At 42.1% G+C, this 15,609-nt stretch carries 16 protein-coding genes; all 16 read left to right on the forward strand.

Features of this window, described 5'->3' with window-relative positions; all coding sequences use genetic code 11:
- Positions 1-12 precede the first annotated feature (12 nt).
- The 16 genes from ACW6PM_RS02595 to grpE all read left to right on the forward strand — a co-directional run bounded on the left by ACW6PM_RS02595 (position 13) and on the right by grpE (position 15,527).
- The gene (locus ACW6PM_RS02595) at positions 13-777 is read left to right on the forward strand and encodes an adenosylcobinamide-GDP ribazoletransferase (RefSeq protein WP_456056135.1); all 765 of its coding nucleotides are present in this window, start codon (positions 13-15) and stop codon (positions 775-777) included.
- Positions 774-1,220 carry a bifunctional adenosylcobinamide kinase/adenosylcobinamide-phosphate guanylyltransferase gene (locus ACW6PM_RS02600; protein ID WP_456056136.1) on the forward strand — a complete coding sequence of 149 codons (447 nt, stop codon included), beginning with the start codon at positions 774-776 and terminating at the stop codon, positions 1,218-1,220. Before ACW6PM_RS02595 ends, ACW6PM_RS02600 begins: the two co-directional genes overlap by 4 nt.
- Positions 1,193-1,867 carry a histidine phosphatase family protein gene (locus ACW6PM_RS02605; RefSeq protein ID WP_456056137.1) on the forward strand — a complete coding sequence of 225 codons (675 nt, stop codon included), beginning with the start codon at positions 1,193-1,195 and terminating at the stop codon, positions 1,865-1,867. The genes ACW6PM_RS02600 and ACW6PM_RS02605 overlap by 28 nt, the downstream gene beginning before the upstream one ends.
- An 89-nt stretch (positions 1,868-1,956) precedes the next feature.
- A complete protein-coding gene (cbiB, locus tag ACW6PM_RS02610; protein WP_456056138.1) occupies positions 1,957-2,949 on the forward strand; it encodes an adenosylcobinamide-phosphate synthase CbiB in 993 nt (330 codons plus the stop codon).
- A gap of 38 nt (positions 2,950-2,987) precedes the next feature.
- Positions 2,988-4,049 (forward strand): pyridoxal phosphate-dependent aminotransferase, encoded by a 1,062-nt coding sequence (locus tag ACW6PM_RS02615; RefSeq protein WP_456056139.1) that lies wholly within the window; start codon positions 2,988-2,990, stop codon positions 4,047-4,049.
- A 13-nt stretch (positions 4,050-4,062) separates the two neighbouring features.
- Complete coding sequence (locus ACW6PM_RS02620) at positions 4,063-4,677, forward strand: precorrin-8X methylmutase (RefSeq protein WP_442877693.1); 615 nt, start codon at positions 4,063-4,065, stop codon at positions 4,675-4,677.
- Positions 4,678-4,698: 21 nt separating this feature from the next.
- Complete coding sequence (cbiD, locus tag ACW6PM_RS02625; protein ID WP_456056140.1) at positions 4,699-5,847, forward strand: cobalt-precorrin-5B (C(1))-methyltransferase CbiD; 1,149 nt, start codon at positions 4,699-4,701, stop codon at positions 5,845-5,847.
- Positions 5,805-6,581 carry a precorrin-4 C(11)-methyltransferase gene (cobM, locus tag ACW6PM_RS02630; protein ID WP_456056141.1) on the forward strand — a complete coding sequence of 259 codons (777 nt, stop codon included), beginning with the start codon at positions 5,805-5,807 and terminating at the stop codon, positions 6,579-6,581. The genes cbiD and cobM overlap by 43 nt, the downstream gene beginning before the upstream one ends.
- A gap of 47 nt (positions 6,582-6,628) precedes the next feature.
- Positions 6,629-7,756 carry a cobalt-precorrin 5A hydrolase gene (locus tag ACW6PM_RS02635; RefSeq protein WP_456056142.1) on the forward strand — a complete coding sequence of 376 codons (1,128 nt, stop codon included), beginning with the start codon at positions 6,629-6,631 and terminating at the stop codon, positions 7,754-7,756.
- Positions 7,757-7,811: 55 nt separating this feature from the next.
- Positions 7,812-8,543, forward strand: coding sequence for a precorrin-3B C(17)-methyltransferase (gene cobJ / locus ACW6PM_RS02640; RefSeq protein WP_456056143.1), 732 nt, complete (start codon positions 7,812-7,814; stop codon positions 8,541-8,543).
- Positions 8,536-10,587 carry a precorrin-6A reductase gene (gene cobK, locus ACW6PM_RS02645; RefSeq protein WP_456056144.1) on the forward strand — a complete coding sequence of 684 codons (2,052 nt, stop codon included), beginning with the start codon at positions 8,536-8,538 and terminating at the stop codon, positions 10,585-10,587. The genes cobJ and cobK overlap by 8 nt, the downstream gene beginning before the upstream one ends.
- Positions 10,588-10,605: 18 nt before the next feature.
- Entirely contained in the window at positions 10,606-12,030 is a 1,425-nt protein-coding gene (locus ACW6PM_RS02650; RefSeq protein WP_456056145.1) for a cobyrinate a,c-diamide synthase, read from the forward strand.
- Entirely contained in the window at positions 12,014-12,265 is a 252-nt protein-coding gene (locus ACW6PM_RS02655; RefSeq protein WP_456056146.1) for a cysteine-rich small domain-containing protein, read from the forward strand. The genes ACW6PM_RS02650 and ACW6PM_RS02655 overlap by 17 nt, the downstream gene beginning before the upstream one ends.
- A gap of 75 nt (positions 12,266-12,340) precedes the next feature.
- Positions 12,341-13,426, forward strand: a complete 1,086-nt coding sequence (locus tag ACW6PM_RS02660; protein ID WP_456056147.1) for a hypothetical protein — start codon at positions 12,341-12,343, stop codon at positions 13,424-13,426.
- A 350-nt stretch (positions 13,427-13,776) separates the two neighbouring features.
- Positions 13,777-14,859 (forward strand): heat-inducible transcriptional repressor HrcA, encoded by a 1,083-nt coding sequence (gene hrcA / locus ACW6PM_RS02665; protein WP_151198352.1) that lies wholly within the window; start codon positions 13,777-13,779, stop codon positions 14,857-14,859.
- 14 nt (positions 14,860-14,873) lie between these two features.
- Positions 14,874-15,527: a nucleotide exchange factor GrpE gene (gene grpE / locus ACW6PM_RS02670; protein ID WP_456056148.1), complete on the forward strand. Its 654-nt coding sequence runs from the start codon at positions 14,874-14,876 to the stop codon at positions 15,525-15,527.
- Positions 15,528-15,609 lie beyond the last annotated feature (82 nt).

The raw sequence follows: 15,609 nt of genomic DNA on the forward strand, positions 1-15,609 counted from the left end.
GTTAAGTGTATTATGAAGCTAATAAGGTCGTGCATAGTATCTTTTTCCATGTATTCAAAGATACCTATGCCACAATTCAAATGGAAGGATGACGACATGAAGTACATGCTGGTATTCTTTCCGTGGATAGGAGCTGTGATCGGACTGCTTCTTATGCTGTGGAGATATATATACTCTCATTTTGGAGTGGCGGATATCTGCTATGTATGCGTAGGTGCGCTGATTCCGATAGCGGTTACGGGAGGCTTTCACATAGATGGTTTTATGGATACAATGGATGCATTTCATTCATACAAACCGCGGGAGGAAAAGCTTGCAATACTTAAGGATTCGCATATAGGGGCGTTTGCCGTTATAATGCTTGCAGCCTACGGATTATTATTCATGGGAGCATTTTCTCAGATAATGGATGATAAAGCATTTATTGTTTTTTGTGCAGGCTTTTTCATCACAAGGTGCTTAAGCGGGATAGCTGTTGTGTCATTTAAATCGGCAAAAAGCGATGGATTGTTATTTATGTTTGCGGACACTGCACACAGGACGATTGTCAGGGCAGCGCTTTACATCCAGCTTGCACTGTGTATAGCTGTTTTGTTTATTGTGTCACTGCCTTATGCGGTGGCTATGATCATTGCGGCAGCACTTAGCTTTTGGTATTATTATGTGAAAACCAAAAAGGAGCTTGGCGGCATCACCGGCGATACGGCAGGGTATTTTGTGTGTATATGTGAGTGCGCCATAGCAGTGGCAGTGGCACTGGGATTGGAGAAAATATGAAGCTTGTGATAGGCGGAGTGGCACAGGGAAAGCTTGATTATGTGCTTGAAAATATGATAGAAGAATCAGAAAAATATGATGTGTACGACTGCTTTTTTCTAAAAGATAATGCCTGCAATGATAAGGCATCAAACATGGAATGGCCATGGGATTTTGCTGTCGATGATGAGCGGGTACTCATAATAGATAAATTCCATTATTTTATCAGGGCGGTGCTTGAGAATAAGCTTTCGCTGCAGGAATATGTTTTGAAATTCATGCAGTTTGCAGAGGAAAATCCGGATACAATAGTCATTGCCGATGAGATTGGAAACGGCATAGTGCCTCTTGATGCGTTTGAGAGAGAGTACAGGGAGCAGACAGGCAGAGCTGAGATACTGCTTGCAAAAAAAGCAGACGAGGTGGTTCGCGTAATATGTGGAATCGGTCAGAAAATAAAATAAACTGTATTTTTATAAGACACGGCTGCACAGCCTCAAACAGAGAGCACAGATATCTGGGCAGGACAGATGAGCCACTCGATGAAGCCGGGGTTTTTGAGCTTAAAAAAGCGCTTGATAATGGTATATACAAGGCTTTAGAGGAAAACAGCCTAAAGGAGCAGATAATTATTACAAGCCCAATGAAGCGCTGCAAACAGACGGCAGAGATTATTTTGCCGGCTTCAAAACACCATAAAATTCATACCGTAAAAGAGTTTGCAGAGATGGATTTCGGGGAATGGGAGCTTAAAAGCTATAAGGAGCTTAGCACAGATGTACGTTTCAAGGAATCATATCAGGCATGGATTGACAGTGGTGGTACACTTGCCTTTCCAAACGGAGAGAGCAGGGAAAACTTCTGTAAAAGAAGCATAGGTGGCTTTGAGAGTGCACTCGCACAGGCGTTAGAGCTTAGGAGGGCTGTGTCTGATAAAGAGATACAGATAGTGTTTTTTGTGCATGGGGGAACTATCATGGCGATAATGAGCCATTACTGTGATATGGATTACTATGATTATCAGGTGAAAAACGGCTGTGGCTACTCGTGCGAGGTGGCGGTTGAGGGCGATGAGATAGTGTTTAATGAAATACAGCCCATATCGCTATGATTTATATATTTTTGTAATTATTAAGAACCACCACCAATACACATTTTAAAATAAATTTATTAATGGGTTTGTTTAAGAAGGATTAACATATGTGTTATCATATTATTGCATTTATAGCAGGCTTTGTGCTTGATTTATTAATAGGGGATCCGCATTTTATACCGCATCCGGTCAGGCTTATCGGCTCACTCATTTCTTTTCTCGATAAGAGACTTAATAGTGATGTCAGATATAATAGCTCTGAAAATGAAGCAAATTTAACAAAATATAAAAGAGGCGTGCTTCTTGCTTTCACAGTGATTATTGCCACTTTTATAGTATCAGCGATGATTCTTGTGGCAGCATACAGCATAAATTTATATGCCGGGGTAATAGCAGATGCTGTCATGAACTGGCAGATTCTTGCCACAAAATGTCTTCGTGTGGAGAGCATGAGGGTGTACGATGCACTAAGTACAGACGGAGTTGATGCAGGAAGAAGGGCTGTTTCCATGATTGTTGGCAGAGATACATCTGTGCTTGATGAGGCAGGCGTCACAAGGGCGGCAGTTGAGACGGTAGCTGAAAATACATCTGACGGAGTGATTGCACCTATGCTTTACACAGCAATCGGCGGGCCGGTGCTTGGCTTTGTATACAAGGCCGTGAATACGATGGATTCGATGCTTGGCTACAAAAATGATAAATATATGTATTTTGGCAGATTTGCGGCAAGGCTTGATGATGTGGTCAATTTCATACCGGCAAGAATCAGTGCATATTTGATGATAACTGCAGCATTTATCGGTGGCAGGCAGTTTGATGGACGAAATGCATACCGTATTTTTAAAAGAGACCGTTTCAATCACGCAAGCCCCAACTCAGCCCAGACAGAGTCCGTATGTGCCGGAGCTTTAAGGGTACAGCTTGCGGGTGATGCAGTGTATTTTGGGAAGCTTGTGAAGAAAAAATACATAGGCGACAGGCTGCGAGAGATAGAGTACGAGGATATAAAGCGTGCAAACAGGCTGATGTATATCACTGCGTTTTTGTGTGAGCTTTTATCGGTGGCGGTGATGAGTCTTGTTTTAATGCGGCTTTGAATATGGAAGAATGATGTAAGAATTGGTGGAGAAATTGAATGAAAAGCATCCATGGCGGCGACATATACAACAATAAAGTAAATATGGATTTTTCGGTAAATATCAATCCTCTTGGCATACCGGATACTGTTAAAGAGGCTATGAGTGATGCACTTTCGTATGCAGACAGATATCCCGACATAGCTTGCAGCGGTCTTAAAAAGGCGGTGGCAGGTTATTTTACACAGCAAGGCTGCAGTATACAAAGTGAGGATATAATCCCCGGAAACGGAGCCTCCGAGCTTTTTATGGCGATAGCTCATGCCATAAAGCCTAAAAAAGCAGTGCTTTTAGCTCCGGGCTTTTTCGGCTATGAGCATGTACTTGGGGCAGTTGGCTGTGATATCAGATATTTCCAGCTGGATGAGCAGAATGATTTTTCTCCTGCTGCACGGATAGAAGCTTTAATGGATATGCTTACGGATGATACAGATATATTTTTTATCGCAAATCCAAACAATCCGACAGGGCGCCTTGCAGACAGCTCTTTCATGAAGCAAATAATAAAGCATTGCAAAGAAAAGCATATTTATGTGGTGGCAGACGAATGCTTCATGGGCTTTTGTGAAAAAAAGCATTCTGTTTTGTCACTTTTATGTGACTATGACAATCTGATTGTTGTAAGAGCCTTTACCAAGCTTTTTGCTATTCCGGGAGTAAGGCTTGGATATATGGTCAGTAAAAATGATACAATAAGAAAAAAGGTTCAAAGAAATCTGCCGGAGTGGAACGTGTCTGTTTTGGCACAGATGGCAGGAGAGGCATGCATAAGAGAATCAGGATACATTAAAGAGACATCGGAGTATGTGGGAAGACAAAGAAGGCTGCTGTCAGATGGACTAAAAAAGCTTGGCTTTAAGGTATATAAAAGTGATGCTGATTTCATACTGTTTTACAGCAAGCTTCCATTATATGATATACTGCTTGATAGGGGAATACTGATACGGGACTGCTCCAACTATGTGGGGCTTTCGGAAGGGTATTTTCGTGTTGCGGTAAAGACATATGATGAAAATGTAAGATTATTGAAAGTGATAGGTGAGTGCATTGAAAAAAATTAAACAGCTAAAGCCGATGGAAATTGAAAAGAGAAGCTTTGAGATAATTTCACATGAGCTGTCTGAAAGGCAGATTACACTGCCTGCTGACCAGGAGTTGATAACAAAAAGAGTCATACACACGAGTGCTGATTTTGATTATGTACAGACGCTTAAATACTCTAAGGACGCCGTTGCTATCGCAAAAAAGCTGATATCAGAGGGCGCTGATATAGTGACTGATACCAACATGGCTCTTTCAGGCATCAATAAAAAATATCTGGCAAAATTCGGCGGACAGGCGCACTGCTTTATGGCAGATGATGAGGTCGCTCTTATTGCAAAGGAGAAACAGACAACGCGTGCGGCAGTAAGCATGGAGTTTGCATCAAGGATAGAAAAGCCTGTGATTTTTGCGATAGGAAATGCACCGACAGCACTTATAGAGCTGTATGATATGATAGAAAAAGGAATATATAAGCCTGCATTTGTAATCGGTGTGCCGGTGGGCTTTGTCAATGTGGAGGCTGCAAAGGAGCTTATTATGGAAACCGGCGTGCCATACATAGTAAATGTCGGACGAAAGGGCGGCAGCAATATCGCGGCAGCTATATGCAATGCATTGATTTACAGTCTGGTGGATAGAGGCTGATTGATAAGGTATTTAGTGATTATGAGATACGGATTTACCACAGGAAGCTGTGCTGCGGCAGCCTCAAAGGCGGCGGCATATATGCTTTTAACCGGAAAGGCTAAAAATAAAATAACGATTCAGACACCTAAGGGAATAGCTTACACGGCTGATATCACAGATATAAAAAGAAGTGAAAACGAGGTAAGCTGCGCCGTGATAAAGGACGGAGGGGATGACCCGGATGTGACCACCGGAGCCTATATATATGCTTCTGTACGGATTTTGCATTCCGATACATCTGCTTTATGCAAAAAAAGGCAGGATTTGGCTATCATAAATATAGACGGTGGTGACGGAGTGGGAAGAGTCACCAAATCCGGATTAGACCAGCCTGTCGGAAATGCGGCAATCAATCATGTGCCGCGTGAGATGATAGAAAAAGAGGTAAGGGAGGTCTGTGAACTTTTGGATTTTAAGGGCACACTTGACATCACAATCTCGGTTCCAAAGGGAAAGGAGCTTGCACAAAGAACCTTTAATCCAAGGCTTGGGATAGTGGGCGGTATATCAATTCTTGGAACGAGCGGTATAGTTGAGCCCATGAGCTCACAGGCTCTTATTGATACGATAAGGGTGGAGCTTAGGCAGAGATATTCGCTTGGATATGATTATGTGGCGGTCGCTCCGGGAAATTACGGCCTTGACTTTATGAAGGAAAGCTATGGCTATGATCTGGACAGGAGTGTCAAATGCTCCAACTTTATCGGTGAAACAATTGATATGGCAGCAGATATGGGCTTTAAGAGGATGCTTTTGACAGGGCATATAGGAAAGCTCATAAAGGTAGCAGGAGGCATCATGAACACTCATTCGAGGGAGGCTGACTGCAGGATAGAGCTATTGACGGCATTTGCGTTTAAGTGTGGTGTAGCGCCTTTTTACATAAAGCGCATTATGGACAGCTTTACGACAGAGGAGGCCTTGGCGGCACTTAAGGAAAGCGGCAGGCTTTATGAGGTGATGGATTATGCGATGGAGCGCATATGCTTTTATCTGGATAAGAGGGCAAAGGGCAGAATTGAGATAGACTGTATCATGTATTCAAACGAATTCGGAGAGCTTGCAAAAAGCAGAAAGGCAGAAAAATGGTTTACTTTGTTGGCGCAGGAACAGGCGCAGCAGACTTAATAACAGTACGCGGAATGCGTCTTTTACAAAAGGCAGATGTGATAATTTATGCGGGCTCGCTTGTTAATCCACAGCTTTTGGATTATGCAAGTGAGAGCTGTGAAATATATAACAGTGCAAAAATGACACTGGATGAGGTCATCGCAGTCATGAAAGCTGCTGAGGCAGACGGGAAAATGACAGTGCGCCTGCACACGGGAGAGCCAAGCATATACGGCGCGGTGCGTGAGCAGATGGATGAGCTTGATGAGCTTTTGATACCATATGAGAGCTGTCCGGGGGTGAGCGCATGCTTTGGCGCTGCCGCATCGCTCAATATCGAGTACACGCTCCCGGGCATTTCGCAGTCGCTCATCATTACACGCATGGAGGGGCGCACGAAGGTGCCACCAAAAGAGAGCATAGCAAGCTTTGCCGCACATCACGCTTCCATGGCGATTTACTTAAGCACGGGGCTTTTAGGGAAGCTTACAGAAAGCCTTATTGAGGGAGGCTATGAGGCTGACACACCTGCTGCAATTGTATACAAGGCAACCTGGCCACAGGAGGAGGCATACGTGTGCACTGTCGCTACACTGGAGCAGACTGCGAGAGAGCACAATATCACAAAGACAGCGATTGTGCTTGTGGGGGATGTCATAGCACACCGGCATTATGAGAAATCAAGACTTTACGCACCGGATTTTTCGACAGAGTATCGCAAGGCTTCTGTAGAGCCACAGGATAACGATTGAAAAGGGCGTGAATATATAAATATGGGAAATTTATGGGAAATGAGAATATGAAAATTTGCATTGTAAGCTTCACAAAAAAGGGCTATGAGCTGTCATGTGACATAGCTTATAAGCTTAAAAAAAGTGCATATGAGGTGGAGGTTTTTACCAAATGCTCTAGATTATCGGATGTGAATATTAAAAATACAGACGATGAATATTTTAGAAATACCGGCTGCATATCGCAAAATATATCAGACTGGACAGCCGCACAGATGAGTGAAAAAAAGGCTCTGATTTTTATCGGGGCATGCGGTATTGCGGTGAGAGCTATAGCATCCTCTGTAAATGACAAGCTTAAAGACAGTCCTGTTATTGTGATAGATGAGCTGGGGCAGTTTGTTATTCCGATTCTTTCAGGGCATGTGGGAGGCGCCAATGAGCTTGCGGTATTATTAGCTGCACTGATGAATGCTACGCCTGTTATAACAACCGCTACTGATATCAATAATAAATTTGCAGTTGATGTTTTTGCAAAGAAATGCAGGCTTGCAATAGTCAATAAAGATGGCATCGCAGGAGTATCATCAAAGGTATTGGCGGGGGAAGTGGTTACTATGTCGGTTGATCGGGAGCACATTCCGGCTAAGCAAAGGCAGCTTATAAAAGCATTTTTAGATGAAGCTGATATGAGCGCTGATGCAATAAAAACAGTGGATTTCCCGCCTGCTTGCGGTGCTGATATTGTAGTATCATGCGAAAAAGCAAAGGACCGTAAAAATGGCAGTATTTACTTAAAACCCACACAGTTTGTACTTGGTATTGGGTGCAGAAGGGGGACGGTGTTTGAAAATATCGACAGGGCAATCAGACAAAGTCTTTTAGAGCTTCAAATAGATATTTCTGATATAGACATGATCGCGTCAATAGATGTGAAAAAAGATGAAACGGGAATAAAGGAATTTTGCAATAGAAACAGGATAGAATTTGTCACTTATACCGCAGATGAGCTCATGGCGGTGAAGGGTGAATTCAGTGCCTCACAGTTTGTTAAGGAGCATGTGGGGGTGGACAACGTGTGCGAACGTGCAGCAGTGCTTGCATGCAGCAGGGAATGCAATAAAGCAGGACAACTTGTCTATAAAAAACATAAATATGACGGGGTAACGGTTGCGGCAGCAAAGTATCCTGATTAAATATAATTGCAAATAGCTGCGTGGTTATATAAAATTAGTAGAGATGGAGATCAACATGAATAAAATTTATATAGTAGGTATGGGACCGGGCTTTGAAAGCATGATGACAAAGCAGGCCGTTGACGCACTAGACGCGAGTGACGTCATAGTGGGTTACACAGTATATATAAAGCTGCTCGGAGAAAAATTCCGGACAAAAGAGCTTTTGACCACTCCAATGCGTCAGGAAAAAGAAAGATGCCACCTGTGCTTTGAAAAGGCACTTGAGGGCAAAACAGTTTCTCTTGTATGTAGTGGTGATGCCGGAATATACGGACTGGCATCTCTTATGTATGAGATTGGACAGGAATATGATAACGTAGAGCTTTCGGTAATACCCGGCATTACGGCGGCAAACAGTGGTGCGGCAGTGCTTGGAGCACCATTAAACCATGATTTTTGTACCATCAGCTTAAGTGACCTGCTCACACCGTGGGAAAAGATTGAAAAGCGTCTTGTGGCTGCTGCAGAGGGTGATTTTGTCATAGCACTGTACAATCCGTCGAGCCACAAGAGAAAGGACTATCTGATGAGAGCCTGTGATATTTTACTTCGCACGATAGAGCCGGATAGAGCCTGCGGCTATGTCGAAAATATCGGACGTGAGGGAACAAGCTATACAGTCTGTACGCTCGGTGAGCTTCGCAGTGCACAGGTCAACATGTTTACGACAGTCTTTATCGGCAATGAGGGTACACAAATAATTGACGGAAAGCTTGTCACAAGGAGAGGATATCAGATTGAGTAAAATACTGATTTTTGCAGGAACAACAGAGGGACGTAAGCTATCAGAGCATCTGTGCGAAAGAGGTATAGAGCATACGGTTTGCGTGGCAACCGAATACGGTGAAATCGTGCTGCAGGAAAATCCATATGCGCATGTTCATATGGGGCGCATGGACAGCGAAGGCATGAGAAGCTTCTTTGCGGAACAAAAATGCAAGCTTATAGTGGATGCAACACATCCGTATGCAGCAGTTGTTACTGAAAATATAAAGCAGGCAGTTTATGCTTTTAATAAGGCTCATGCTGTTACAGACAATAAGGCGGATAGCTGCGTATCAGAAAATATCGAATATGTGCGTCTTAAGAGAGATACGGATATATCAGCAGATTACGACAATATCCGCTATTTTGAGGACAATGAAGCCTGTGCAAGGGCACTTAACAATACAGACGGAAATATACTTCTCACAACAGGAAGCAAGGAGCTGTCAGTGTATTGTAAAAACTCCGGTGTCAGGGAAAGATTGTATGTGCGCGTGCTTCCGGGGCTTGAGAGCATAAGCTTGTGCATGCACAATGATATTGCAGGAAAGCATATTCTGGCATTGCAGGGACCGTTTAGCACACAGCTTAATGAGGCGCTTATTGACCAGTATGATATCAGATGTCTGGTCACCAAAAAAAGCGGTGCGGCAGGGGGCTTTATTGAGAAAATAGCTGCTGCCAAAAATAAAAGCATTCCGGTCTATATTGTGGGGCAGAGTGGGAAAGATGATGGAATGTCATTTGAAGCTGTTTGTGAATATATTGACAGTAAATATAACAAGCTTCATATAATGCTTGCCGGCATTGGAATGGGAAATGATGCTTGCATGACAAAGGCGGTTTCGGATGCAATAGAAAGCGCAGATATACTGCTTGGCGCAAGCCGCATGATAGAAAAATACAGTGCTAAGATAGAAAAAAAGCCGTATTATCTTGCAGAGCAGATAATTCCATATCTGCATGAAATATGTGAAGATACTGAAAAATCATGTAATGTTCTTATATTATTTTCGGGAGATACAGGCTTTTACAGTGGAAGCAGAAAGCTGTATATGGCGATAAAAAATGAAATCTCTGAAGGAAAATTAAATGCGGATGTGTCAATCCTTCCTGGAATTTCATCTGTGTCATATATGGCGGCAGCAGTCGGTGAAACCTACAGCGATGCGTATATATGCAGCATCCACGGAGTAAAGCTGTCCAATATCACATCACGGATTAGCCGCAATGCAAAAACATTTATGCTGATGTCCGGTGTAAAGGATGTAAATATGCTTGGACAGCTATTAAGCAGTGACGAAAGGTATGGATTACAAAATAGCTCGGTAACTGTAGGCTACCAGCTATCATATCCGGATGAAAATATATCGGTTCTTTCACCGCAGGAGTGTACAAAGCTTCAAAGGGATGGGCTGTATATCTGCATGATAAAAAATCCCAATCCGGTTGCAGCAAATGTCACACCTCATATAAGAGATGCAGAGTTTATCCGTGAAAAGGTTCCTATGACCAAAGAGGAAATAAGGCATGTAAGCATCTGCAAGCTTCATTTAAAATCGGATTCAGTGCTATATGATGTGGGAAGCGGAACAGGCTCCATAGCGGTAGAGGCCGCATCACTTTCAGATGATATGGAGGTCTATGCCATCGAGCAGAAGGAAAATGCCGTGCAGCTTATCACACAAAATAAAGAAAAGCATGGACTTGAAAATATCCATGTGATAAACGCAAAGGCTCCTGACGGAATGGAAAATCTTCCGGTGCCGACACACGCATTTATCGGAGGCAGCAGCGGCAATCTAAAGGAAATAATAGAAGCTCTTAAAGCAAAAAATCCACACATCCGTATAGTGATAAATGCAATTTCCATGGAAACAATTTGTGAGATAAAGGAAATATTGGCGGCATATGATGTGAAAAATGAGGATATTGTGCAGCTGCAGGTCAGCCGCTCAAAGCAGATAGGACATTATCATCTGATGCAGGCAGAAAATCCGGTGTGGATATGTTTGTTTGAATAGATAGAAAAGGATGAACACATGAAAATAAACCGTTTTATGATAGCCGCGCCCAAAAGCGGCAGTGGAAAAACAATGATAACCTGCGCTTTACTGCAACTATTAAAGGACAGCGGAAAAAACGTATCATCATATAAGTGCGGACCGGATTATATCGACCCGATGTTTCACAAAAAGGTGCTTGGTGTACCTTCAAAAAATCTTGATACGTTTTTTACGGATGAAAAGACAACAGTGCAGCTTTTCTTAGATAAAAAGGCTGATGGGGATTTTGCAGTGCTTGAGGGCGTGATGGGATTATATGACGGGCTTGGCGGAATATATGAGCAGGGTTCGTCATACCATCTGGCAAAGGTGACGCAGACTCCGATAATACTCGTGGTGGACGCAAAGGGCATGGGAAAGTCAGTGCTTGCTCTTATAGCCGGTTTTTTGCAGTATGATACGCAGCACTTGATTAAGGGGGTTCTGCTCAATCGGATGTCGAAGGGATATTATGACATTATTAAGCCTTTGATAGAGAAGGAGCTTTACGTAAAAGTAGTTGGGTATTTCCCGGAACAGAAGGATATCGGGCTTTCAAGCAGACATCTGGGGCTTGTCATGCCGGATGAGCTTTCAGATATAAAAAAACAGCTCAATGAAACTGCCGACAGACTAAAAAAGACAATAGATATGGATTTGTTTATGGACATTGCAGCAGAGGCAGATGAAATCGGTGACAGTGGAAATGCAGAAATATATAATGAAAAAAATATAGGTAATTATGATCAAAATGAATTTTCACAAAATAAAGCAATAAATACCGTAAACATAGCTGTTGCCATGGATGAAGCGTTTTGCTTTTATTATGAAGATAATTTGAGGCTTCTTGAAAAATGCGGTGCAAAATTACAGTATTTTTCACCGCTTCATGATACCAAGCTCCCAAAGGATTGTGATGCAATGCTGCTTGGAGGAGGCTATCCGGAGCTGTATACAAAGGAACTGAGTGAAAACGTATCTATGCGGGAGTCCATAAAAAAAGCTTTTAGAGCCGGATTGCCGACGGTTGCCGAGTGTGGTGGATTTATGTATCTTCACAAATATATCCATAATCAAAATTGTGTTTTTGATATGGCTGGAGTACTTGATGGGTGGTGTCATTTTAAGGGAAAGCTGGTCAGGTTCGGATATATTGAGCTTGCGGAAAAGCATAGCAATTTTTTGCTGCCAAATGAAAAAATAAAGGCGCATGAATTTCATTATTACGACAGCGCCGATAACGGAGCCGATTGTATTGCGACAAAGCCGGCCACAGGTAGAAGGTACGACTGCGTGATAAGCCATGATAATTACTGGCTTGGGTTTCCGCACCTGTATTATCCGTCAAATCCGCATTTTGCAGAGAGCCTTGTGAGAAAAGCATATGAATATAGAAGGAATAAAAATGGAAAACTCTTATAAATATTTTAAAAATACAGATTGCAAATATTTTCCGTGTCACAAGGGACTATCAGAGGACTTTAACTGCCTGTTCTGCTATTGCCCGATGTATAGTATGCCAAACTGTCCCGGAAGTAAGACCTATATAGAGAAGAATGGTAAAAAAATCAAGGTATGCACAGACTGTACGTTTCCACACAGACCGGAAAATTATGATAAAATCATACAGATTTTGATTAGGAATAATAATAACTGATTTATGGACTTTTGGGAGTATATTTGATAGTATATTTATGGAAATTTAGGTTTTAGAAAGTCAGAGGGAATTAAATTGGAGATTAAATGTGAGTATTGTGGTTCCATGATACCTGAGAATGTTGAGCAGTGCCCATATTGTGGTGCCAGCAACAATTCAATAAAGAGGACGGCAGACGGTACACCAAAGACCATAGCAGAGCTTGCAAAATGGTACGAGGACAGACATCTTCCACCATATGAAATTACACGATTTTTTATAGGAATCGACTACAGACAGCCTAGGGCATTTGGTATTTATCAGGCTGGAAATGAATTTATCGTCTACAAAAATAAGGCCGACGGCACTCGTGCGGTGCGATATCAGGGTACAGATGAGGCGTATGCTGTTAATGAGCTGTATCTTAAATTAAAGGATGAGATTTTAAATCAAAAAGCGCATCAGCAGAAGCATACGAATGAGAATTTTGCACAGGAAACGAAGAAGGTTTTTTCAGATACATTTTCATCTAAAAATGTAAATGAGTATATCATTAAGCCCTCTATTGCTATGGTTATAGGCATTGTTATGTTCATTGTCCTGATTATAGTTGGATTTGCACTCAATGATACGTATAAGGGCATTGGCTGGGATTTGCTGATATCGGGTATTGCCGGTATTGTAGGCGCATTTTTTCTGACGGACTTTATTGAAAATCACAAAAGGTTTAAGCCGTTCGGACTGTACGCAGCCTGGCTTAAAAAGCCAAAGTGCAGTGCTATGCGTCATGCCATGCATTATTTTATTACTGTAGTTTTAATTGCACTTGTGCTCATTACACCTATACACAATTATTGCAAAACAGATTACTTTAAGTATAATGACACGGTCTATGTAAACAGTCATTATAGCTGGTTCGAATACGATGATGACAGCTATGATTATAATGAAATCAGCCGTTCGGATGTTCCGCAGGAGGTTTTGGACAACAAATCCCTATATGGCTTTGACTATGCAGATCTGGTGTGGGACAGCTCGATTATTAAATTTGAGAATAGCGGCTATTATGAAGACCATTATGAGAGCTCGGGCAGCTCGAGCAGTGATTATGACAGCGACTATGATTGGGATTCCGGTGATAGCTGGGATTCAGGCGGAAGTGACTGGGATAGTGATTGGTGATTATTGCATAACATAAAAATATGGCAGGAAGTCTATCTATCAGGATTTCCTGCTGTTTTTTAATATTAGGGATTAGATAATTGATGCATGATGCAAGGCGGAAATAAAAAAACTTGAAAAAAATGGTACAGTAGTGGTGTAGTAAACGCTAAAAACCATTTAATAGAAAATTTATAAAGCCTGAAACCCCAGTAAAATCAAGGGTTTCAAAAATTTTATTCAAAAAATTAGCACTCAAGGGTTGACATTGCTAATAGGTGGTGGTATGTTATGTACAGATAAAAAATTAGCACTCCAAAATATAGAGTGCTAACAAATAAAAAGCATACTTCAGATGGAGCGTGTGACCAATGGAAAATGAAAACAAAGAACTAGAGTTGAGCGAGAGACAGCTTACCATACTGGATGCGATCATCCGTAATTATCTCGCCACAGGAGAGCCGGTTGGCTCACGTACAATTTCAAAATATACAGACCTTAATTTAAGCTCGGCAACAATCAGAAATGAGATGAGCGATTTAGAGGAGATGGGCTATATAGTACAGCCACATACCTCAGCAGGAAGAATCCCTTCGGATAAGGGCTACAGATTATATGTAGACCATCTTATAGAGACAAACGATAAGAAGGAAAAAGAGCTTTCTGATATGAAGGAGCTGGTCATTGAAAATACCGAGAAGATGGAGCAGGTGTTAAAGCAGGCGGCAAAGGTACTTGCAAACAATACCAATTACGCCACACTCGTTTCTGCACCGGATGTCAATCACAACAAGGTGAAGTTCATCCAGCTTTCACAGGTTGATGAGCAGCACCTGCTTGCAGTAATTGTTATGAACAACAATATGGTCAGAAACAAGATGCTTGATTTATATGAGCCGCTTGACAATGAGACAATACTTAAGCTCAACATTCTGCTTAACACCTCATTAAACGGACTCGCAATGAACGAGATTAATCTTGGAAACATTGCAAGCATAAAGGAACGCGCTGGTATCCATTCAGGAATAGTCTCTGATGTGATTGATGCATTGGCACAGACCTTCGCGGAGAGTGAGGATCTTAAGATTTACACCAGCGGAGCGACAAATATTCTGAAGTATCCTGAGCTTTCGGATTCCAATAATGCAGCGACACTTTTGTCAGCATTTGAGGAAAAGGAAGAGCTAGCAAGCCTTGTTACCGAATCCCTTTCCGATTCTGAGAAGAAGGACAATGGAACAGGTATTCAGGTTTATATAGGAAATGAATCTCCAATCCAGACCATGAAGGACTGCAGTGTTGTCACTGCGACATATGATCTGGGTGAGGGCGTAAAGGGCACGATAGGAATTGTCGGACCAAAGCGCATGGATTATGAAAAAGTAATGGATAATCTAAAGACTCTTAAATCCCAGTTAGATGGAATTTATAAGAAGTCTGAGGATGAAACATAGGAAGGTGGTCAAAAATGCCAGAGGATATTAAAAAAGAAACAATCGACAATGAGACTGCAGAGAATAAAGCAGAAGAGATAGAGATTGAAGGAGCTGATGAGGAAAGCACTCAGGCAGCCGAAGAAGCTAAAGATACAGATGTGAAGGAAGCTGAATCAGAGGATGATGCTCCAGCTGATGCAGAAGCCAAAGCAGATGAAAAGAAAGGTCTCTTCAAGAAAAAGAAAAAAGACAAGAAGGATGAGCAGATTGAAGAGCTTAACGATCGTCTGAAAAGACAGATGGCAGAGTTCGAGAACTTCCGCAAGAGAAGCGAGAAGGAAAAATCCCAGATGTTTGACATGGGAGCAAAGACAATAGTTGAGAAAATCCTTCCTGTAATCGACAATTTCGAGAGAGGTCTTGCAGCAGTACCGGATGATAAGAAGGATGATCCTTTTATCACAGGTATGGATAAGGTCTACAAGCAGATGCTCACAGAGCTTGATGCTGTAGGAGTAAAGCCTATAGAGTGTGTAGGACAGGAGTTTGATCCTGATTTCCACAATGCAGTGATGCAGGTTGAAAACGATGAGCTTGAGTCAGGCACCGTAGCACAGGAGCTCCAGAAGGGCTATATGTACAAGGATTCAGTGGTACGCCACAGCATGGTATCCGTAGTACAGTAATGATGTGTACATCTATCCGGCATGACAGTGAATCGGATTTTGTGATTCATGTGAGGCATAGGATGGTTACAAATAATATATA

Source organism: Agathobacter sp. (assembly GCF_977054825.1).